We start from the raw sequence: 20,455 nt of genomic DNA, 5'->3' as shown, positions 1-20,455 counted from the left end.
AACAAGCTGTACAGTATTTATGTTCAGTAATCACGAACCCTTACTGCAGATATGAAAGCGATGCTGGCCCTTGGGTAAACAACAAGTCAATTATACTTAGCTCTGGTACAAAATGTTTGCCAAATACTTGTGTATAGGGTTTTACGTGCAAATTGTCAGGATAGATTTTTGGATGGATTTTATTTCTAAGATCCAGTACGTTTTCCGGAGCATGTTCGCTGTAAAACGCTGTAAATTGATGTGGCTTATTTAGCTTTAGTAATTTAAAATAAAGCTGTAATAAATCAACGTTTAATTGGAATAAAAATTTTGGCTGCCTTTCGTATACCTCTTTTATATAGTCACTATAAAATTCAAAATAGGGTGCCCGGCCATACGCTGCCTGTATAGTGCGCCAATGCACGTTGTACCATTTCTGACTATAATCTATCTCTATATCAGTTATTAGTGTTTTGTCTTTGCTGTTGCCTTTAAGTATGGGCACACTTAGTGGTTGCACGCCCTGCGTCGTTAACACATGGCAACGGTTGCGGTAACTTTGCTTTACATAATTTTCATGGGCCTCTATCAAAGTTCCATCGGCATGCAAAGCATGAGCAAAATACCGGGCAGGCGGGTTGTACATTATTTCAGTAAGGAGAAGCACTTTTATAGTTAAAGCGTTAGAAAGTTAGAGAGATACAAGTATGACAAAGACATTTGAGTAGCACGAATCAAGTATCACGACTTCTTCAATAAACAATTTACAAATAACTGCGAGACAGATAAGTTTATGCATCGTGTTTTAAAACTTTACCTATATAATTAATATCTGGTATAGTCGTGATACTTGATTCGTGCTACGTGATACGCTTTCCTGCTAAATAAGCATGAATTATGAGATTTCATAATGCCGGCGGTTGGTTGTACATTTGCGGCTGCTGTTTAGCTAATGGATAAAAGTATAAAAATACCGCCGCTTTATTACCCGCTCTGGCTGTTGCTAAAGGGCTTGTCTATATTACCGCTTTCTGTACTGTACCTGCTTTCCGGCTTTTTATACTTTGTAGTATACTATGTGGTTGGCTACCGCAAAAAGGTTGTGGTAAATAACCTGCGCAATGCCTTTCCGGAAAAAACCGATGCAGAGATACACCAAATTACAAAAGACTTTTACAAGCAGTTTATGGATGTGGTGGTAGAGACGCTAAAGCTTAGGTCTATGAGTGCTGCAGAGATGGACCGCCGCATAACTTTCCCTAACCAGGAATTGCTGGACAATTTTGTAAAACAAGGCAAAACGGTTATTACGATGGGCTCGCACTCTGCCAATTGGGAGTGGGTACTTTCTGCGGGTGCTGTGCAGTTTAACTTTCCAGCCTACGGTATTTACAAGCCTTTGAACAACCCGTTTTTTGATGCCTTTATGCTAAAAACGCGAAGCCAGTTAGGGGCAAAATTGATAAAAATGAAGGATACACTACGCGACTTTGCAGCAAACCGCAACCAGCCGCGCGTAGTAGCCATGCTATCAGACCAGACTCCTTTAAAAAGCGAGATTACCTTCTGGACAACTTTCCTTCATCAGGATACGCCCTTTTATGAAGGTGCCGAAAAGTTAGCCACTCGCTTTGGTTGCCCGGTATTGTTCCTTGATGTAAAACGAACCAGCCGGGGACATTACACGCTTACCTTCGAGCTTATTTCTGATGGGACTACTGCTGCTCTAGATCAACCCTCTATTACGGAAATATTTGCCCGAAAACTGGAAGCATCCCTCTGCCGAAGCCCTGCAGATTACCTCTGGACCCACAAACGCTGGAAACACAAGCGGCCTGTGGGCGCTGAGGTTGAAAGGTAGAAAGGTTGCAAGTTAGGAAAGTATAACTGTAGAGACGCAATATTTTGCGTCTATCTATCTGCCACAAGTTGCGCTATCGCTAAACTCGCAGCAGGATTTCATTTAAAAACACGTAATAATATTACCTCTCTAACCCCCTACCTACCAAACTAACTACAAAAACTCTTCAATATCCCCGGCGCCCTGGCGCAGTACTTCAAAATTGTTGCTGGTATCTACTACCGTAGAGGCAATGTTGTTGCCATAGCCGCCATCAATCACACAGTCAACCAGGTTTCTATACTTTTCATAGATTAACTCGGGGTCGGTGCTGTACTCTATTACTTCGTCTTCGTCGCGGATGGAGGTGGAAAGTATGGGGTTGCCCAGTTCTTTCACGAGCATCAGCGCTATTCTATTATCTGGGACACGAATGCCCACTGTCTTCTTTTTGCCGCCGGCATATTTTGGTACGCTGCTCGTAGCATCAAGCACAAAGGTAAAAGGACCGGGCAAAGCCTTTTTCATGACCTTATAAGTGGGCGTGTCTATTTTGGCGTAGTCGGAAATGTGCGTGAGGTCTGAGCAGATAAAAGATAGATTTACTTTATCAGGCTTAACTCCTTTTATCTGGCACACACGCTCCACGGCTCTGTTGTTATGAATATCGCATCCAATGCCGTAAATCGTATCAGTGGGGTAGATAACGATACCTCCGTTTCGCAGGATCTCAACAGCCTCCTGTATTTTTCGCTCTTGTGGGTTATCAGGATGTATCTGCAGGAAAATAGCGTTGGCCATAGTTTTGGTTTTAAGTGTGCAAGTATAAAATAGGCATACTCTTTTCGGGAGCCAAACGTTATGGTGAGGCTGTATTGCAATATATGCTATACTTTTGCTGATGCCGTGGCAAAGATAATTCTCTCATTCACACATCCACTCATACACAATTAAGAACATAAGTATTATTTTTGCTGCCTGAATACAGTTTGGCCCGGAACCTAAAAGCTTTTCCAGGCCTTTTAATTACACTATGGCTGAAAATCCTAACACACCCAGAAGAAAGAAAAAAGAGAAAAGCATACTGGTGCCGGGCATTATCGTGCTTGGCCTGTTTCTTTTTGTAAGCTTCTCTTACTACGCTTTTCAGATTGTATACACCCCTAACGTAGACACTAAAAAGCGCGACACCTTTGTAACCATACCTACCGGAGCAAGCTACGAGCAGGCAATGGATTCTATTGAAGCAACCGGGGTTATTATAGACAAGCTTTCGCTGCGCTTTATGGCAAAGCTCATGGATTACGATGAACTTGTAAAGCCAGGGCGTTACAAACTGGAACATGGCTGGGGCAACCGTCAGTTAATTGGCGTGCTCCGCATTGGTCAGCAAACTCCCGTTAACCTTACCTTTGCCAACATACGTTTGCGCAGCCAACTGGCAACTAAACTCGCTACAGAGATTGAAGCAAGCGAACAAGAACTGGACAGCCTGCTAAATGATGAACAATACCTGGCCACACTAGGCTTCGACACCACTACCATCGTAAGTATGTTCATTCCGAATACCTACCAGGTATACTGGACTACCACTGCCCCGGAACTGTTGAACCGCATGAAAACGGAGTACGACAAGTTCTGGACGGCAGAGCGTAAGTCTAAGGCAGATCAGTTAGGGCTTAGCCAGCAGGAAGTAAGTACACTTGCCTCTATTGTACAAGCCGAAACCATTAAAAACGACGAGAAGCCCCGCGTGGCAGGTGTTTACCTGAACCGTTTACAGAAAGGCATGCTGTTGCAGGCAGACCCAACCGTTGTGTTTGCGGTGCGTGATTTTACGATTCGCCGTGTGCTTAATGTACACCTGCGCCACCAGTCGCCTTACAATACTTACATTAACAAAGGCCTGCCTCCTGGCCCGATCAATGTGCCTACCATTTCAAGTATAGATGCGGTTCTTAATCCTGAGCAGCACGAGTATATTTACTTCTGCGCAAGAGAAGACTTCTCGGGCTACCATGCTTTTGCCCGTACCGTAGCTGAGCATCAGGCCAATGCCCGCCGCTTCCACGCAGCGCTGAATGCCCGGAATATTCTTAAGTGATGTTTAATTGGACAAAAGACTTTTAGACAAAGGACGAAAGAAGCGTAAATTTAAAGTCCTTTGTCTTTTGTCTATCAATCCTTTGTCAAAAAAGCTATGTTTGAATCAGAAGTACAGATACGGGTGCGTTATGCCGAAACAGACCAGATGGGGTATGTTTACTATGGTAACTATGCAGCATACTATGAGGTTGCGCGCACAGAGGTTTTCAGAAGGCTGGGTATCCATTACAAAGAGATGGAAGCAACCGGTACCATGATGCCTGTACTGGAGCTAAAGTGTAAATACCTGCGCCCTGCTAAGTATGATGACCTGCTCACGATCAAGTTGTTACTTAAGCAGAAGCCAAAGGGTTCTCGTATACTTTTTGAGTATGAAGTATACAACGAAGAGCAAACCCTGTTAAACATAGGGGAGACCACGATGGTTTTTGTAGACATGAACTCTGGCAGGCCTACTGCAGTGCCGGATCTGATTCACGAAAAACTGGACGCATACTTTAGTGCATGAGGCTTAACCAGCAATACCTGAAGCGCCGCAGAGCGTACCGTAAGTTCATCGTTTTCTTAAAACGATGGCGGTTCAATAATGGGCAGTCTTCAGTGTTTGATGTTGCCGATGTGCTGATAGGGGAGTTGCGCCTCGACTCTGTTACAAAGCGGGCCTCTTACATGGCATTTAACTTTACGCTGGCCATTTTCCCGAGCATCATCTTCCTGTTCACACTCATCCCATACATCCCTAACATACTTTCCCTGGATCTTGGCGAAAGTATACTGGACTTTTTAGGCGATTTTATGCCCGAAGAGATGTATGCAGCGGCTTATACTACCATCGAGGATATTGTGAACAAACCGCGCGGCGGATTGCTGTCTTTCGGTTTTTTGTTTGCGCTTATACTTTCCACGAATGGCATTATGTCGTTGATGGATGCTTTTGACAAAAAATACCATACGTTTTACAAACGCAGTTACCTTAAAAAGCGACTGATTGCCACAGCTTTAACTGTTGTGCTATCGCTTATACTTTTCACGGCGGTGGCGGCTATTTTCTTTGGGCAGTGGATATTGGATGTGCTGGTGTTTTATGAGGTGGTAACGGAGAGTTATACCTATACTTTGATCGTAATACTTAAGTACATCGCCATTATACTTTTGTTTTTGCTGGCTACATCCATTGTGTATTACTTTGTGCCGGCAATAGAGGATAAATGGCCCTTCTTCTCGGCGGGGGCTGTGGTGGCAACCGGTCTTATCTTTCTGGTGTCGATGATCTTCTCCAGTTACATCAGCGCTTTTGATACCTACAACAAATTCTATGGCTCCATCGGGGCTCTTATCGGTCTGATGATCTGGCTGGACTTTGTATCAATGATCCTTATACTTGGCTTTGAGATAAACGTGAGCATTGATACAGTTACAAAACGTCTTGTGCGTGCAGGCGGAAAAGCGGTTCATGTTCCGGCTAAAGTATAGATCATAGCAATCCATTTCCCTTAACATAGCATTTCTGCTATTTTACACGATTTATACTTATCTTGGAATGAGCTGTGCCATTCAGGGCAGCAAAATACGAAGTAAGCTATAAACAAACATGTCACTTTTTAAGAACATTTCGCTGCAGCAACTCTGGCAAGTCGCCCTGCACACCTTTTTTCGTTTTCCGATGGTGTTGCTCTCTGCCATTACAGGCACTGCCATTGTTATACTACTTATTGAACTGGAAAGCAGTGAGCCGAAAGAGTGGTTAATAAAGTTGGTTTTAATAAGCTCTGTGGGGTTAATCCTGTTCTTTACCCTGGAGCTGCTGGTGCGGCGGTACAAACTGGCGCAGCGGGGCAGGATGCTAACCTGGCTGGGCGGTTTGTCTTTTCTGGTACTATACTTTTTCCTGCTGCCTGAGGAACCTGATTTTAAATCTATGTTGCGCCACCTGGCACTTGTATTTGTCCTGCACTTAATGGCTTCTTATGCTATGTTCCTGAACCGCCGGCAGGAGAACGCTTTCTGGCAGTTTAACAAATCCCTTTTTCTGCGGGTGCTTACTTCAGTGCTTTACTCTGGAGTGCTGTATATTGGTCTTGTTGTAGCTATAGTTGCTTTAGATCAGCTTTTTGCCATTCAAGTTGATGAAAAGATATACCCGGAGCTATGGGTATTTATGGTAGGTGTATTCAATACCTGGTTTTTCCTGGCTGGCGTGCCGCTAAATGTAGAGGAGCTGGAGGAGGCGCAGGATTACCCCAAAGGCCTGAAGGTATTCACGCAGTTTGTGCTGCTGACGCTGGTTACTATTTACCTTGTTATACTTTACGCTTACTTCGGGAAGATTGTGGTGCAGTGGGAGTGGCCTGAGGGTTGGGTATCTGTGCTCGTGCTGGTATTTTCTATAGTTGGTATTTTATCGCTGCTGCTTATTCATCCCATTCGCAACCTCGCTGGTAACACCTGGATCCGTACATTCTCTAAATGGTTTTACAGGGCATTGTTCCCTCTTACCATTCTTTTGGCGCTGGCTATTTGGCGAAGAGTATCAGAATATGGCATAACAGAAGAACGTTACGTTGTGCTGGCACTTGCTGTCTGGTTACTGATCGCAGTTTTATACTTTCTTTTCAGTAGTGCTGAAAACATTAAATTTATACCTGTTACACTAAGCATAGTTACCCTGCTGGCTGCTTTTGGTCCGGTGAATATGTTTGTGGTTTCGGAATGGAGCCAGGTAAGTCGCCTGCAAAACCTGCTGCGGGAAAATGGCATTATGGAAGCTGGTAAGGTTAATCCAAAGCACGGACCTGTAGAACAGGAAGCAAAAGCAGAGATCAGCGCCATTGTGGATTACCTATCCGAAAATCATGACTTTGATAGTTTGGAAGACTGGTTTACAGTAGATTTAAGTACAGCCATAGACACTGCAGCCATTAATACTGACAGTAAGTGGGGGAGACGCGCAGTTACCCGTGACCTGGTTTTGGAGTTGATGGGGCTGGATTATACTACCATAAGTAAGGCTCCTGTAGAACGCTACTTCAGTTTTACGATGAATGGCTATGCCTACGAAGATAAAAGTGAAGTTTATACTATAGCAGAGTACGATTATGTGGCTGAGGTTCTATTTTCTGGTAATGGTGATGGACGTCAGGAACTAAAGCTGGGTAAAAATCCACTGATCGTTTCGATGCGGGATAACAGTTTATACTTCCAAATACAGCAGGAAAGCCTGTACCTTAACTTAGAGCCGATAATTAAAAAGCTAAATAAGATGTCGGGCAGCATCCGTACTAAATCTGAGCTAACCTATACTTTGCAGGGTAAACAAGCCCGAATACAAGTGGTATTGCAAGAGCTAAGCGGCAACCAGAAAGGTAAGAAGTGTAAAACTACCGATGCGAAGCTATTGCTTTTTGTACAAGTGCCCTAATCAGATAAAATTTTCAGCTTCAAAATCAGAAACTTATACTTTGTGAGCGCCTAACTGCTGAAAAATTTTCGAGTATAGCTTTGATAATCCAGTGCGGTGCCATACTTTTGTACTCGAAATAATTAGAGAGTTGGCGGAGTGGTCGAACGCGGCGGTCTTGAAAACCGTTGACTGTAACAGGTCCGGGGGTTCGAATCCCTCACTCTCTGCTGGTAGCCATACCACAATCAAAAAAAGCCTGCAAATACTTGATTTGCAGGCTTTTTGCTTTTATAAGTTTACCAAATTCGCCACTTTTTTGCAAAGTTTAGGTGAGTGATTTGGTGAGTTTGTGAAAGCAATAAATTTACTCACCAGATATCACGTAACTGATTGATTTATAAGGTGTACAATCGATGTGCATCTTGACAGCGGGTGACTGCAAGGCTACATTTGTTTAACCTTCAATGTCACAGTTATGAGCATCAACTTCAAACTCCTCTTTTATCTTAAAAGCTTAAGGGTTACCAGTTTGGTCCTGTATCCATTTTTTCGCGTTATTGTTGCCGGCAAGCGTACTAAGTGGGTAACTGGTAGGGCTGTGAATCCGGCAAACGGTTTTCAGCTTCTGGCAGGGAAACTGGAATGAAAGAAACCGTTAAGTGCCTGAATAGTTACCTAAACACCCTGCAGGTAAAGGTATACGAGGCGCATCGCGAGCTTTAATCTGAATATCTAACTGAGTTTCGTTACTTTCTGTTGTTATACATGCAATAAAGTATATTGTATGAAATCTCAATTATGGGTTAACAATACATTCCTCTCAACTTCTTTCCACATCCACTATCATACAGGGTGAGCCAAGCCTAGACATTTCACATCGTAGCTAGTCACGTTCTTAGTCAACTTATCAATCCTTTATTTGATCTATTGAAGCTAAAAGTCGGGCAAGTTGGAGGTTGGCTACTTCTTATATGTCGGTTGCAGGATCGTGATAGGGTAATCTGTCGTATATAGCCTAAATTGATGCAGGATAGTTGACTATATGATGCTATTTGATCTTAAAGATAGGCTATTGTTGTAGCCTAATATTCAAGACTTTATGGTAGTAATTAGTTGCTTTGGCTTTAATGCCGTAACTTGCGCTTAGCTGATTTGCCCTGCTATCCGATTTCTGTAGTTAATGATCTTGGGATATAAGCTTACTAATACAGAAGACCATGGTAATTGAAGAAGAAAGAATAAGTGCCTTGCACCGCTACCAGATACTGGACACTCCACCCGATGGCAGCTTTGACCGCATTACGGCTCTGGCAGCCAAGATGTTCAACATGCCCATCGCCCTGATCACGCTGGTAGACCATGACAGGATCTGGTTCAAATCTAAAAGCGGTTTAGAAGGTGTAACACAGATCGACAGGGTCCCTGGGCTCTGCGCCTCTGCGATCTTCTCTAAAGAAGTGTATTTGGTTGAGAATGCTATTGAGGATCCCCGTACACTTACAAATCCTCTTGTATGCGGAGAATTTGGGCTGCGTTTCTATGCTGCCGCACCCTTGCACACTCACAATGGCTATAACCTTGGAACGCTCTGCATCATTGACAAAAACCAACGCTACATCAACAGGGAGCAGATGGAGATGCTGCAGGAATTGGCTGGCATTGTGATGGATGAAATGGAACTGAGGTTATCGGCACGCAACGCTATTTCGGAAAGTAAAGAACGTATAACCCAACTCGAAGAGGAGATAAAAATTCTAAAAAGCAATCAATCTGCTTAAACAAATTGTCTATAAATTCAGTAATAGGTTTGCTGAACTGACATCATGAGAGAAGAATTAAAGAACGCTTTCGGTAGAGTTTTCCTGGAAGTAGAAGTTGATACTAAGAATAGGTGGGTGCATACGAACTGGATTGGGTATCTCACGAAGGATAACATCATGACAGGTGCGCTTGCCTATACCAAGGCAGTGAAAAAGTCAGGTTTTTGCTGCGTGCTAAACGATACAAGTCAAGTACTCGGTGGGTGGGATCACTCGCTTGATTGGGTAGTGAATCAGTGGAGTCCGCAGGCAGCCAATGCTGGTATAGCGCACTTTGCGATTATCACCAAGCCCGAATCTTTTGCAGATTCAACCGCAACAAGCTTTTATGAGAGCCTGAAAGCCTTTGAAGTAATGGTCTTTGACGATATAGCGGATGCTAAAGACTGGTTGCGCCAGTACTCCTTAAACCAAAATAGGATAAGCAAAATTAGCAGGTAAGGAATCGTAGAGAATGGAACAGAAGATAGAGTTAAAGAAAGTGTTCGGAGATGTGTTCTTTACTGCTGAGCGAGTGGGGGAAAATGCCTATGTCAATGCACAGTGGTTTGGCGTGCAGTCTGTGGAAACAGTGAAAGAGGGAGGTTACAAGATGCTTGAAATGATGCTTGAGAAGCCTTACGCAAAGCTGTTAAACAGCAACAAGCATGTGCTTGGGTCTTGGGATATGGCACTCGAGTGGGCAGAGAATGAGTGGGCGCCACAGATGAAAAAAGCAGGACTGCGATACATAGCGCAGGTCGTTCCTTCCAGCATTTACGCCACGCTGACTATTGAATCACTGATACATAAAATAGATGATCAGTTCGAGATCAGGACATTTGAAGATGATGAAGATGCCAAAGCATGGCTGCTTTCGGTGGAGGCAATGAAATCCACAACCTAACAGTACTGCTACGGCATCTTGTTTAAAATAAGATAGTTAACTCTTATTTCTCTATCTCTTCCATCACCACTGCCGCAAGGCTCTCGAGCATCTTCTGGTCTGATTCGGGGAACTTACGTGACGCTTTATCTACGATGCAGACAGCCCCAATATTAAAACCATCTTTTGTGGTCAACGGTGCGGCGGCATAAAACTGTAATCCAAACTCACCAGTTACCATCGGGTTTGCCAACAAACATGGCTCTTCTCTGGCATTTTCAAAAACAGTTACTTCTGACCGCAAAATGGATAGTGAGCACAGGCTGATGCCTCTTTCCACTTTTGTTATTCCATCCATGCCTGCCTGCGCTTTGGTTACAACAAAATCTCTGTCCACTAGATTGACAAGGGCAATTGGGACGTTGAACATACGGGAGGCAATAGCAGCGATATGCTTAAAAGTGCCATTTTCTTCGTAGGTATCTAATAGGTTAAGGCTGCGCAGTTTCGCTAGCCTCTCTTCTTCATTATCTGGAATGATAGGCATTCCGAAACTATTGTTTTTCATTAGGAGGTCTTGAGTTTAAGGCAGAACTGCTTTTAAGCGCATGATATACCAACTAAGCTAACAAAGGTTTACTACACATAGTTGCATACCTTACATATTGTCGGCTTTAACTGCCAACAGTAAGCTTTCGCTAAGGCAAAAAATTCACTCTTATCTGTACTCTTTCCTGATCAGCAGGCGTTACACGAGTGATCTCCACTAAATCGCTTTCGTTAAAATATCGGGCGATCCCTTTAATGATACCTACCGCAACACCTGCCATCTTGCGTTTCGAATAATAATCAATAATAAGCTGTTTGCTGCCCACTTTCGTAATCAGCAGCTTTGGCGGTGTAGTTCTGCTGTCTTCTTTTCTTACCGCTTCATGCATGGCTTCTTCGGTGTGCAACAGCATCTCATACGTACGCCACTCGGGCTTTACGTATTTCGTGTATACCAGCATCAGGTCGGGCACAATAAATTCACCATACTTCTCCATGAGTTCATACGTCGAGATTCCCGTTAGCTTGGATGCGCTCTCTATAATGTCGAATAACTCTTGGGTTGGATACATCTCCTGCATCTGATAAGTGCTGTGTTGCACGCCTGCTTCTCCCAGCAGCTTTACCCAAGTACTGTAATCATGCTGGTACTCTACGAAACGCTTGAGTAGCACAAACAGCGAACCATGCATCACATCTATCTTTTGAGGTTTATCCATTCTTAAATATTATAACTCCTTTTACTAAAATGTATTACGGGCATTGTGGTATGATAAGTTAGTTTGTCGTTAGCCAACCACAGGCTTCTTTTCGGCTTGTAAAGTTGCGTAGCACAAACGGAAGATGTAGATGTGTTTCTATGTGTTTGATGTTACTTTGCGCAGTTACTTCTACGGTTGAGTCAGGCGACTGAAGCCTTGCCAGCTTTTGCAGCCTTGTTTTACAAAGACTGGCTGCCAAATATGAGGTAATCTCCCTGCTCCTTTCCCCATTCACCGCAATCACAGTACGGGATGAATCAAGCAGCAGGCGTTTTACATCGTAGTTATTCACATTCTCGATTAGCTGATCGATGCTGTATTTGATTTCTACCAGAAGAAAGTCGTGCAGGTCAGGGTAAGCTACTTCCAATATGTCAGTGGCGGGATCGTAATCTAATTTTAAGATGCTGTTGTCGTAGAGTATCACAAGGTATGCTGTTACAGAAATTTATAAAACTCATAAAGGTAATGCCTTTTATGCAAAATGCACAACAGGCTATCACTTTCATTATGTCATGGCAATAAGCCAAGCCATCGCTGTTTCTTTGCTGTCAAACGTGGTTGCGATAACTCCTTTTATGCCATAAGAGAGGCTTTTGTCTGTCGATAGCTTGCTGTATAGGTTTGGGGAGTATACCCACGCAAACAACCTGCAGCCAGCCAGGTGCATACGGGGAAACCAGTCCACCGCCACCCACTTCGAGGCATCATCCCAGATGCTGGTTACGTGGGTGTTATCGTTGAGCACTTTGCTGACTTTATAGGTATTAAGGTAGAATAACATCCGCTCACAGCCATCCATCACGCTCTCCTTCGTCTGATCGCCCGTCCAATCCACCATCAGGATATCATATCCAATGGTAATGTGTAGTTTTTTTAATAAAATCCTGCCTTTCAATGTACTATGTTTTGACAAAATACTTTCTTTTCAACACCGGAAGCAGTATGCTTATGTTAGCGTCAAACGTTGCTCCATCTGATCAAGAATAGAAAGGAACCGCTCTGACTGCTGGTTGATACTTTTGAATGCTTCATGCGCTTGCTCTATCTCACCGTTGCTGTACTGGCGGTGGAGCGCACGTGCCGAAAAGATAAGTTCTTGGTGCAGCCTTGCCAGTTGGATGATCTCGGGAGAGCCTGCATACCGTTGCTTCCCTGTGGTATCAAACCATACGCTTAAGGGAGATTTATCAGAGAAGAACTGCTCGTCAAATCCCACTCCATAGAGTAGTGCCCTTACCTTGGTCTTAAAGTAGATGTGCTTTACCCGAAGCTGCTGAAAATCAATCTGGCTTATATCCATTGCCTGCCATGCCCTCTACACTCTTATGTTATATGATTTTCGCCTATGCTAAACTGATTCCTAAAGCTTTGGCTTTGTTTATGAGCAACGCCTGCTCTGTTACGTCATGCCCGAAGACAAGAATGCCGACAATCTCACCATACTCGTTGCGCATTGCCTGATAGATGAAGGTAACGTACACGTCTTCCAGCTTGCCTGTGTTGTAACGGTCAAGCTTCACAGGCATATTTTCGGCAACAAACTCTTCACCTGTCTGATACACCTTGTCCAGTATTGCTATAAAGCCTTGCTCCACTACCTCAGGCAATGCCTCCACTACTGTTTTGCCGATCAGATCCTTTGCAGGCATCAGTTTCTGGTAGTTTTCGTTAGCCAACTCAAAGCGATGCGCTGCACCTTTGAGGATGCAGCAGAAGAAAGGAGCTTTCTGAATTAGTTGCTCCATTATCTTGCGCTCTGCCTCGGCTTTCTGATACGTTTCTTGAAGTTGGTCAGCCATGGTTACCATTTGCTCGTTGGATGAAAGTAGCTCTTGTACCAATAGTCGTGTTTCATGAATGTCTGTGGAACTGCCCACCCACATCATCACTTTGCCATCTTCACCACGCATTGGAACGGCTCTTGTTAAGTGCCAGCGATACCTGCCTTCAGCATCCTTCATGCGTACTTCGGCTTGAAGCGGTGTAACAGAGCGCTGTGCCTCTTTCCACTTGCTTTTCAATACTTCCAGATCATCAGGATGAATGGACTTTTCCCACTGCAAGTCAGAAGCGCTGTTCCCCGTGTAGTCAAACCAGCGCTTATTGTAATAAGTAATCGTGCCGTTCTCGTCTGTCATGTAAATAAGTTGAGGCATGGCATCCGCCATAAACCTGAACTTGCTCTCCTGCACGGCAAGCGCATGTTTGTTCAGCTCTCGCTCCGTTATGTCCGATGTTTTCTGTATGATGAAGCTCACGTTGCCAGCTTCATCCAGTACGGGGGTGTGTACGGCTTCCCAATACCGCACATCAAAGCTGCCATCTGACCTGGGAATGTCGTAGCGCAGCACATCCAGGTTGTCTGGCTTCTTGGTGCGCAGAGCAGTTTCCAAGGATTTTCGAAGCAGTTGCTCGTTTTTGGATTCTGGCTCCTTCGGATTGTCTGGGAACTCTTTGAGAAAATCTTTGCCAATTAGTTGCTCTCTGCTGCGAAGCGTTACCCGAAGGTACTCGTCCGTGGCTTCCAGTACTTTGAGGTCTGGGGAAAGCAGAACAACGGCATCAGGAAGGTGAACTAAAAGTTTATATAAATCCAGCATAAGATGCTTTTCAAAGTCAATAATACGCTACAAAGCTAACCAATATTACTTTGCCTGAGAACTGTATACTCTTTATATTAAAAATTGATCAGAGAATTTTCTGAGTCATTTTCGCTATGGATGATAATCTCGTGGAATTACTGTTTTCATCTGTTGAGAATGTACTGCAAATGGTAAACTGGAAAGATTTAGATGGCTTAACGCAGACATTTAAAGAGCACCGAATATCTAATGCTAACTGCTATGAAATAGCAAGATGGGAAGAAGTATGATCAATAAATATAGTTCTAACAATGTTGATGTGTTTTGTATAACTATTTGGCTATGTATATGATACATTGAAGTAAATAGAAACTTCTGTTCTATTTAGAGTTCAGGAACGATGTCAGCAATAACTCTCTTCAACCGTGTAGCGTGTTCATGCACTTGGTGTATATCTTCTTTTGAGATTAGACAAATTAGCAGGTTTTGTTCATCATCTAAAACATCTAAGACAAAAATATCTGATGTTGGAACCACAGTGTTAGTCAAGAAGTTGCACAGATAATTTTTTGTAAGCTTCCAAAGACCAATGAGCGCCTGTCTGAGTGGTTACCAGCAAGAGAGTAGTTATCCACTTCTTGATACTGCGCATATTTACCACGCCATTCAACTACCCATACCCGATCCACTTTCTTTAAGTATTCTCTGTAAAATTGCATCAAGAAAACCTTAATACACTTGTTGTATTTCCCATCATTCATATTAAGATTGTAGCTGTTCTTTTCCAGCAATTATACGATTGTCTAGTTGGAGGTGAGCAGGAACCCGGCATTGGTCTTCTTCGCTTTTTGTTTCCCAGTTCAATATGGTGGCGTTTTATGTTGCGTAAATCTGATATCCTGTTTGCAGTAAGTATGCTGACTATAAAGTAATCTTTAGCCCGTACCAACAATTACTTTGACACGCCTATTTCAAGTTCTTTCCCTTTAGAGTGTTCAATGTAGATGTTATCTTGAGAAGCCCTTTACTGATTCCGAACTGGCCTATATTATGGATGATCTGAAGATGCGAGCCAACAATTAAGCTGTATTTAACGCTTTCCCACCAACGTATGCCTGATGCTTAGTAGACCTTGAATGTAGCGTAGCTAATCTTTTATAAGCTTTAGCCGGCTAACTACGTTATTAAACTCCGTGGTTAGCATGTATATGCCCGGAGAAATCTTATTATACATTTCCAGGCTTATACTATTTTCTCCTGCGTATATGAGAAGGTTTTGGATGTAAACTTCCTTGCCACTCATATTAAATACCCTGATCTTAACTAAACCATGTTCAGTTGTAAAAATAGTTAGGCGGGTAGATGGTTCTATGGGGTTTGGGGCTAATAAGATCTCTGACGTGCCCGTAGCAGGTGCTTCCAAAGCTACAATTTTGCTATAAGTATAAGTGCCATCTATATCAACCTGCTTCAGGCGAAAGTATAATGTCTCTGCCTTACCGGTTAATAAGTGCTGATAACTGTAGTTTGTAAGTATATTGCTGTTGATGTTTTTGCTGGTTACCCGGCCTATACTTCTAAAGTCATTTGCCTCAGCTCTGGATAGCTCAATTTCAAAATGCGAGTTGTTTTGCTCAGAGGCTGTAGCCCAGTTCAGAACGGCATACTTGGTTTGAGTAACTGCTTTAAAAGAAATGAGTTCTACTGGCATTGGGCTAGTGGCATTTCCTTCTAGGGTGAGAGTCTTGGATTCTGCGCCATCACTTGCATGAAGTATTGTGGCAACATGGTTGCCGGGCTCTTTGGGCTCATACTTCACAATTATCATCTCTTCGATTCTTTTATCAATGCCAGCTTTGACTTCTATAGTGGTGCTGAAGTCATCTGCGTTGCCAGTGGTAGAGAGTAAGAAAGCACCAGATGGGTCGCTTAAGACAATCTGGACTACCTGCCCTGGAGGGAAATTGAAACCATCAACATAATAGTAATCAGGATAAGGTGGCTGCTGTTGGGTGCCTGCCTCTGCACTGAACGTTCCTATTTTGCTGTCCAGTATAATAGTAGGGGCTTCTGAAATCAGAATTGTCGTAATCAGGTTGTCTGCACATGCCTGAGGTAGGCCGGTGTCGGTAACTGCCAGCGCCTGTAATGGGGTGGTGTTGCCTGATATTTTGCCAGGGGAAGCAGCTACCACAGTTGTCTCAGGATTGCCAATAAATATGCAACCCAACAGAAAGCCTTTAATGAGGCAGGTAGAAAGTATGTTCATCTTCTTTAGTAAAGTTTCTTTTACATTTCTTAAAGTTGCATGGTTGTTAAATAAAATTATTTTGGGTATTTAACTCCCCCTAAATACCCTTTGTGATTAGATAAAACATAGCTTATGACTAATATATAGTGTAAAAACAGATTAATAAACAGGCTGTGTTAAGATTCATGATATAGTGATAGTCTTTCTTTTTTAAGTTTGATTGCATTTGGAATAGTTATATTTTGTAAAGGCGCTGCCTGTGCTGTGTGAATGTTGAGTTGCTGCCTCTTTCGTGCTAAGAGTAATAGTGTATTATACTGTTTTTTTAACAGGTAATGAGTTTGTGGCTATAAACAGGGGTTTGTGGGCAGGGTGGTGCAATTGGCTGGGATAGTATTTAGGTGCTTTATTGAATTGATGTTAAAGTGTTGTAGTGATTGGTTTGTTGTTAAAGTTCAATAAATATTTAAACCAGAGGAGGTTTAGTTGTTATTTGCAAACTATTTTTTGCAGATATTTAACAATCGCTATGTTTATGTAAAAGTACAATATCAGGTGTATTGCTTTATGATTGAATTTATTTTATACTGCTTAAGAATTTGTAAAATAATATATTCATATGAAGAGAAATCTACCCTGCATCTTTTCTGATAATGTAGCTAAAGGTGGTAAGCCGCAGACTGCTTTATTGAGTATACTTTTGAAAGTTTTTCAATCACGGGCTTTACTTGTTTTACTGCTTTTAGGGTTAGCAACTAATATGGGATTCGCTTCTCATTTTAAGGGAGGGCACATGTCCTATAAATACCTTGGAGGGGGCAAGTATGAGTTTCTTATTAAAGGATACTGGGATGTGAAAGAAGTGGGATCTATACTTCCCCGATACCAGGGCTTTCCGGCATTAAGCGGCGCACCCGTTACGGTGTCGCAAACGCTGTTGCCTGATGGTAGAACTGTAGAGCATGTGCAAAAGCAAACAGTTACGTGGTCTCAGCCAGGGACTTATGAGGTTTCCTGGAAAACATGTTGCAGAGGCGTTGGTTCAAACTTCGATAATAATTCAAACGGGCTTTTTGCCTCAGTCAACTATAACCCGAATTTACCCAGTTCATCGCCTCACTTCTCTGATTATCCAATTTTTAGTTTTAAAACAGGGCAGGCAATAAACCATAGTATAAATGGCGGCGACCCGGACGGGCATGAGCAGGAATATACGCTACAACTGCCCTACGGCTTATCTACAACAGCGTATGATGCCATGCTGGCTACAGGTTTCCAGGTAGAAAAAGATGGGACCGTTAAGTGGCAAAACCCTTTGGAGGGAAAATGGCTGGTAAACATCAGACTGCACGAAAAGATTGGAGGTAGTTATACAGGAGCTTACGTTGACCGTGAATTTATCATCAGTGTCAGCTCCTCTGACGGCAGTGATGCTCCGGTGTTCGTGCCCGTTCAGGATAAAACCATAAGAGAAGGGCAAACTTTATCTTTTGAAGTAGAAGCTTCGGATACTGTAGGGCAACATGTAACATTAACTGCTTATGGTGCTGCGCTAACAAATGGTGCTTCGTTTATTCAGACAGCACAGGGCAATCCGGCTAAAGGCACCTTTACCTGGACTCCGGGTAAGGGTACAGCAGGCTATTATAGTGTACAGTTTGTAGCCACTGATAATCAGCAGCCACCTGTTTCTACGCAGGTAAGTATTGGTATAACTGTAGAGCCATGCAGGGTTTTGGTAACTTACAGCACTACTGCCAAACCTTGTATGGGTAGCAGTAATGGCAAGGTTGTACTTAGTGCCACAGAGGGTATTATGCCCTATTCCTATTCACTAGATAATGGCGTAACCTTTCAAAGTACCCCTGATTTTAGAAACCTGTCTGCAGGAAATTACACTGCTATTGTAAAGGATGCGATAGGGTGCCTTAGCGAACCGGTTAGTGTTACGCTGGAGGCAAATCCTCTGCCGGATGTAACTCTAAGCTTACCAGCCGCACTTTGTGTTAATGCCGGTGCTATAACCCTTTCCGGCGGTTATCCGGCAGGGGGAGTATACTCTGGAGCAGGAGTAGAGAATGGAGTATTCGATCCTGGTCAGGTTGGGGTTGGCTCCCATACATTATACTATACTTATACTAACAGTAACGGCTGCAGCAACACCGCATCCAGCCAGATAACAATTAACGAAACCCCAATAGCCAATGCAGGTCCGGACCAGGATGTTGTAGGGGGCCGCGGGCAGCAGAGTTGTGTTACATTAACTGCTAACGCCACTGCCGGAAGCTTGCCTTATACTTTTAGCTGGAGTACCGGAGAGACGTCACAAAGTATAAATGTTTGCCCAACTGATACTACTACCTATACAGTTACTGTAACCGATGCACTGGGCTGTTCAAGTGTAAGTAAGGTAACTGTAAACGTACTAATGCAGAATAGTAACGGAGGCAAAGAGAATAAGCCAACTGAGCCGGGTGCTCCAACATCCCCAGGGCCGCCAACAAGTCCTGGTCCGCCTGCATCCCCGGGCCCGCCATCTCGTGCGGGAGGCCAGGGTACGGCTACAAATACAACAACTAGTTTGTCAGCAACAGGAACCAATAAAGCAATAGCTGATTATTTGGCCGAAGTCAAATTAGTAAGTACCACAGACATTGTCGTTTTTCCAAACCCGGTCACGGAAACTTCTCAGCTTATTGTCCTACTTAAGGAAAGCAGTTTTGTGACTATTGAAATTGTGGACCTGTCAGGGCGTGTTGTAAGAAAGCTTTATTCCGGCAATGCTGAAGCTAACCGTGAGTTGTCTTTCACAATAGATAGAAGTATAGGGCGTAAGAGTATGTATATGGGTAGGGTAACTACTGCCTCAGGCGTGCAGGTAGTAAAGCTGTTGATGCGGTAAAACTGCCAGGTCATTAAAAGCCTGCTATCTACTACCAGTTGTATAGGGTATACTTTAAAAAGGAACAGCCCACTTCATGTCTGTAATGAAGTGGGCTGTTCCTTTTTAGCTTATAATTACTGCATTCTGCTGTCTATCTCGCAGGTAGTATTAATACCACCTCGTACATTGTATACAGTAGTTACTTTTATGTAATCAGCGTCAGTCAGTATTCTGCTCAGGTCTTCAAAAACATACGCTGTAATGTCTTCCTGTGCCGAGCCTATGTTTCTCCACGAAAGAAGGTAGTATTTCAGGCTTTTCAGCTCAAGTATATCAGAGCCTGGTACATACTCTACGCGCAGCGTTCCAAAATCAGGCAAACCTGAAAAAGGGCAAAGTGCCGAGAACTCACCTGGTTCTGTTTCATATACTACTACCTGCTTCGCCTTATGCTTGTAAGGCATAATGTGGATTTCCTGCTGGCGGGTGTCCGGAGAAAAAAACAGTCCGAACTTACCATCTGGCTTAATTCCATATTCAGCCATGTAGTCAAGCGCGCTGCTTGTGTGCTCTAATGCTTTTTTGTAAGAGTCTTTAAGTTGTTCTTTAATATCTACCTTTTCTGTACTGTTCATCACTTTTACTTGTCATGATTTTTTTGTGCAACAAAGGTATTACATAATTGGTGCTATTTGTATAAATATCTAAGCCCAAGGCAGGAAAGATTTAAAAACACGGGCAAATAATGACAAACTTGCAAGGTAAAAGGCGCTATTAATTTTAAATGAAATACCTTTGCAGAAAATTAAGCACCCGCTTTATATCGGTTAACAGCCAAGTATAAAGTAAGAACATCAGCCCTCATAAGAAATTTATAATTCAGGATTTGTGTTGTGCCAATAGTAAAGTAGTGATGAAAGTAGCCAAAAGATTTAGATGGGAGGGAGCGCACAGGCTTCCGTGGCATACAGACGGATGCCAGAACCTGCACGGGCACTCGTACCAGTTGTGGGTTGAGCTTAGCGGACCGACAGGTGAAAACGGCATGCTGCTGGATTTCAAGGATATCAAAAAAGTGCTGGCTCCGCTGGTAAAAGCCTGGGATCATGCCGTGCTGGTGGCTGAAACAGATACCGAATTGCTCAAAGCAATGGAGCTGCTTAAGTCCAAGCATTATACGTTGCCTTACGATACCACCTCGGAGAACATTTGCCGGTATGTGATAAGCTACCTAGCCGAGAACGCATTAGACTTACTTTTGCAACAGCAGGTAAACTCCATCCATGTAAAGCTTCAGGAAACTGAAAGTTGTTATGCAACGCACGAGGTAAGTATAGCCGAATTGCAGGCAGAGATAAATGAGAAACGTGTTGCGGAGGCATTCACTCTTTAGCACAACGATATAAAGATTATCA

The 20,455-nt window shown here is 43.3% G+C and carries 21 protein-coding genes and 1 tRNA gene; 12 read left to right on the top strand and 10 right to left on the bottom strand.

All coding sequences use genetic code 11. The features are described from left to right. Window positions 1–40: 40 nt before the first annotated feature. Window positions 41–646, bottom strand: coding sequence for a WbqC family protein (locus K0O23_RS04745; protein ID WP_317195638.1), 606 nt, complete (start codon window positions 644–646; stop codon window positions 41–43). 285 nt (window positions 647–931) lie between these two features. Here K0O23_RS04745 and K0O23_RS04740 point away from each other — a divergent pair, with 285 nt between their 5' ends. Beyond that, window positions 932–1,840, top strand: a complete 909-nt coding sequence (locus K0O23_RS04740; RefSeq protein WP_219876255.1) for a lysophospholipid acyltransferase family protein — start codon at window positions 932–934, stop codon at window positions 1,838–1,840. 153 nt (window positions 1,841–1,993) lie between these two features. Here K0O23_RS04740 and K0O23_RS04735 read toward each other — a convergent pair whose 3' ends face one another. After that, entirely contained in the window at window positions 1,994–2,620 is a 627-nt protein-coding gene (locus K0O23_RS04735) for an L-threonylcarbamoyladenylate synthase (RefSeq protein ID WP_219876254.1), read from the bottom strand. A gap of 232 nt (window positions 2,621–2,852) precedes the next feature. Here K0O23_RS04735 and mltG point away from each other — a divergent pair, with 232 nt between their 5' ends. The 8 genes from mltG (at window position 2,853) to K0O23_RS04695 (ending at window position 10,031) form a co-directional block, all read left to right on the top strand. Further along, entirely contained in the window at window positions 2,853–3,923 is a 1,071-nt protein-coding gene (gene mltG / locus K0O23_RS04730) for an endolytic transglycosylase MltG (protein ID WP_219876253.1), read from the top strand. Between the two features lie 96 nt (window positions 3,924–4,019). Beyond that, window positions 4,020–4,433: an acyl-CoA thioesterase gene (locus K0O23_RS04725; RefSeq protein WP_219876252.1), complete on the top strand. Its 414-nt coding sequence runs from the start codon at window positions 4,020–4,022 to the stop codon at window positions 4,431–4,433. Further along, window positions 4,430–5,398, top strand: coding sequence for a YihY/virulence factor BrkB family protein (locus K0O23_RS04720; protein ID WP_219876251.1), 969 nt, complete (start codon window positions 4,430–4,432; stop codon window positions 5,396–5,398). Before K0O23_RS04725 ends, K0O23_RS04720 begins: the two co-directional genes overlap by 4 nt. A 118-nt stretch (window positions 5,399–5,516) precedes the next feature. Beyond that, a complete protein-coding gene (locus K0O23_RS04715; protein WP_219876250.1) occupies window positions 5,517–7,343 on the top strand; it encodes a DUF4153 domain-containing protein in 1,827 nt (608 codons plus the stop codon). A gap of 124 nt (window positions 7,344–7,467) precedes the next feature. After that, window positions 7,468–7,552 (top strand) — tRNA-Ser (locus K0O23_RS04710). A 990-nt stretch (window positions 7,553–8,542) separates the two neighbouring features. Then, entirely contained in the window at window positions 8,543–9,103 is a 561-nt protein-coding gene (locus K0O23_RS04705) for a GAF domain-containing protein (protein WP_219876249.1), read from the top strand. A gap of 45 nt (window positions 9,104–9,148) precedes the next feature. Next, complete coding sequence (locus K0O23_RS04700) at window positions 9,149–9,586, top strand: STAS/SEC14 domain-containing protein (protein WP_219876248.1); 438 nt, start codon at window positions 9,149–9,151, stop codon at window positions 9,584–9,586. Window positions 9,587–9,599: 13 nt separating this feature from the next. Next, complete coding sequence (locus K0O23_RS04695) at window positions 9,600–10,031, top strand: hypothetical protein (RefSeq protein WP_219876247.1); 432 nt, start codon at window positions 9,600–9,602, stop codon at window positions 10,029–10,031. Window positions 10,032–10,074: 43 nt separating this feature from the next. On the opposite strand, the gene K0O23_RS04690 is transcribed toward K0O23_RS04695, so the two are convergent. The 6 genes from K0O23_RS04690 to K0O23_RS04665 form a co-directional block, all read right to left on the bottom strand. Continuing rightward, the gene (locus K0O23_RS04690) at window positions 10,075–10,578 is read right to left on the bottom strand and encodes a GAF domain-containing protein (RefSeq protein WP_219876246.1); all 504 of its coding nucleotides are present in this window, start codon (window positions 10,576–10,578) and stop codon (window positions 10,075–10,077) included. A gap of 130 nt (window positions 10,579–10,708) precedes the next feature. Beyond that, the gene (locus tag K0O23_RS04685) at window positions 10,709–11,278 is read right to left on the bottom strand and encodes a heme NO-binding domain-containing protein (RefSeq protein ID WP_219876245.1); all 570 of its coding nucleotides are present in this window, start codon (window positions 11,276–11,278) and stop codon (window positions 10,709–10,711) included. A 58-nt stretch (window positions 11,279–11,336) separates the two neighbouring features. Next, entirely contained in the window at window positions 11,337–11,747 is a 411-nt protein-coding gene (locus tag K0O23_RS04680) for a hypothetical protein (protein WP_219876244.1), read from the bottom strand. A gap of 81 nt (window positions 11,748–11,828) precedes the next feature. Continuing rightward, the gene (locus K0O23_RS04675) at window positions 11,829–12,218 is read right to left on the bottom strand and encodes a hypothetical protein (protein ID WP_219876243.1); all 390 of its coding nucleotides are present in this window, start codon (window positions 12,216–12,218) and stop codon (window positions 11,829–11,831) included. A 51-nt stretch (window positions 12,219–12,269) separates the two neighbouring features. Continuing rightward, the gene (locus K0O23_RS04670; RefSeq protein WP_219876242.1) at window positions 12,270–12,623 is read right to left on the bottom strand and encodes a histidine kinase; all 354 of its coding nucleotides are present in this window, start codon (window positions 12,621–12,623) and stop codon (window positions 12,270–12,272) included. A gap of 43 nt (window positions 12,624–12,666) precedes the next feature. Next, a complete protein-coding gene (locus K0O23_RS04665; RefSeq protein WP_219876241.1) occupies window positions 12,667–13,923 on the bottom strand; it encodes a PAS domain-containing protein in 1,257 nt (418 codons plus the stop codon). 116 nt (window positions 13,924–14,039) lie between these two features. Here K0O23_RS04665 and K0O23_RS04660 point away from each other — a divergent pair, with 116 nt between their 5' ends. Beyond that, window positions 14,040–14,195 carry a hypothetical protein gene (locus K0O23_RS04660; RefSeq protein WP_219876240.1) on the top strand — a complete coding sequence of 52 codons (156 nt, stop codon included), beginning with the start codon at window positions 14,040–14,042 and terminating at the stop codon, window positions 14,193–14,195. 857 nt (window positions 14,196–15,052) lie between these two features. Here the strand turns inward: K0O23_RS04660 and K0O23_RS04655 are convergent. Continuing rightward, on the bottom strand, window positions 15,053–16,174 hold the full coding sequence (locus K0O23_RS04655) for a T9SS type A sorting domain-containing protein (RefSeq protein ID WP_219876239.1): 1,122 nt from the start codon (window positions 16,172–16,174) through the stop codon (window positions 15,053–15,055). 775 nt (window positions 16,175–16,949) lie between these two features. Between K0O23_RS04655 and K0O23_RS04650 the strand changes: the two genes are divergently transcribed. After that, window positions 16,950–19,058 carry a T9SS type A sorting domain-containing protein gene (locus K0O23_RS04650; protein ID WP_219876238.1) on the top strand — a complete coding sequence of 703 codons (2,109 nt, stop codon included), beginning with the start codon at window positions 16,950–16,952 and terminating at the stop codon, window positions 19,056–19,058. A gap of 116 nt (window positions 19,059–19,174) precedes the next feature. On the opposite strand, the gene queF is transcribed toward K0O23_RS04650, so the two are convergent. Continuing rightward, window positions 19,175–19,675, bottom strand: a complete 501-nt coding sequence (gene queF, locus K0O23_RS04645) for a preQ(1) synthase (protein WP_219876237.1) — start codon at window positions 19,673–19,675, stop codon at window positions 19,175–19,177. Window positions 19,676–19,953: 278 nt separating this feature from the next. On the opposite strand from queF, the gene K0O23_RS04640 reads away from it, so the two are divergent. Continuing rightward, a complete protein-coding gene (locus K0O23_RS04640) occupies window positions 19,954–20,433 on the top strand; it encodes a 6-pyruvoyl trahydropterin synthase family protein (protein ID WP_219876236.1) in 480 nt (159 codons plus the stop codon). Window positions 20,434–20,455 lie beyond the last annotated feature (22 nt).

The organism is Pontibacter aydingkolensis, from assembly GCF_019443125.1.
GTDB lineage: Bacteria > Bacteroidota > Bacteroidia > Cytophagales > Hymenobacteraceae > Pontibacter > Pontibacter aydingkolensis.
The sequence above is the reverse complement of the archived record's forward strand: the minus strand, read 5'-3'. Positions and strand labels throughout refer to the sequence as shown.

Bases quoted from the DNA above. Each gene is read 5' to 3' on its own strand.
- K0O23_RS04740 (WP_219876255.1), top strand. From the start codon at position 932: ATGGATAAAAGTATAAAAATACCGCCGCTTTATTACCCGCTCTGGCTG.
- K0O23_RS04735 (WP_219876254.1), bottom strand. From the start codon at position 2,620: ATGGCCAACGCTATTTTCCTGCAGATACATCCTGATAACCCACAAGAG.
- mltG (WP_219876253.1), top strand. From the start codon at position 2,853: ATGGCTGAAAATCCTAACACACCCAGAAGAAAGAAAAAAGAGAAAAGC.
- K0O23_RS04725 (WP_219876252.1), top strand. From the start codon at position 4,020: ATGTTTGAATCAGAAGTACAGATACGGGTGCGTTATGCCGAAACAGAC.
- K0O23_RS04720 (WP_219876251.1), top strand. From the start codon at position 4,430: ATGAGGCTTAACCAGCAATACCTGAAGCGCCGCAGAGCGTACCGTAAG.
- K0O23_RS04715 (WP_219876250.1), top strand. From the start codon at position 5,517: ATGTCACTTTTTAAGAACATTTCGCTGCAGCAACTCTGGCAAGTCGCC.
- K0O23_RS04705 (WP_219876249.1), top strand. From the start codon at position 8,543: ATGGTAATTGAAGAAGAAAGAATAAGTGCCTTGCACCGCTACCAGATA.
- K0O23_RS04700 (WP_219876248.1), top strand. From the start codon at position 9,149: ATGAGAGAAGAATTAAAGAACGCTTTCGGTAGAGTTTTCCTGGAAGTA.
- K0O23_RS04695 (WP_219876247.1), top strand. From the start codon at position 9,600: ATGGAACAGAAGATAGAGTTAAAGAAAGTGTTCGGAGATGTGTTCTTT.
- K0O23_RS04690 (WP_219876246.1), bottom strand. From the start codon at position 10,578: ATGAAAAACAATAGTTTCGGAATGCCTATCATTCCAGATAATGAAGAA.
- K0O23_RS04685 (WP_219876245.1), bottom strand. From the start codon at position 11,278: ATGGATAAACCTCAAAAGATAGATGTGATGCATGGTTCGCTGTTTGTG.
- K0O23_RS04670 (WP_219876242.1), bottom strand. From the start codon at position 12,623: ATGGATATAAGCCAGATTGATTTTCAGCAGCTTCGGGTAAAGCACATC.
- K0O23_RS04665 (WP_219876241.1), bottom strand. From the start codon at position 13,923: ATGCTGGATTTATATAAACTTTTAGTTCACCTTCCTGATGCCGTTGTT.
- K0O23_RS04660 (WP_219876240.1), top strand. From the start codon at position 14,040: ATGGATGATAATCTCGTGGAATTACTGTTTTCATCTGTTGAGAATGTA.
- K0O23_RS04655 (WP_219876239.1), bottom strand. From the start codon at position 16,174: ATGAACATACTTTCTACCTGCCTCATTAAAGGCTTTCTGTTGGGTTGC.
- K0O23_RS04650 (WP_219876238.1), top strand. From the start codon at position 16,950: ATGTCCTATAAATACCTTGGAGGGGGCAAGTATGAGTTTCTTATTAAA.
- queF (WP_219876237.1), bottom strand. From the start codon at position 19,675: ATGAACAGTACAGAAAAGGTAGATATTAAAGAACAACTTAAAGACTCT.
- K0O23_RS04640 (WP_219876236.1), top strand. From the start codon at position 19,954: ATGAAAGTAGCCAAAAGATTTAGATGGGAGGGAGCGCACAGGCTTCCG.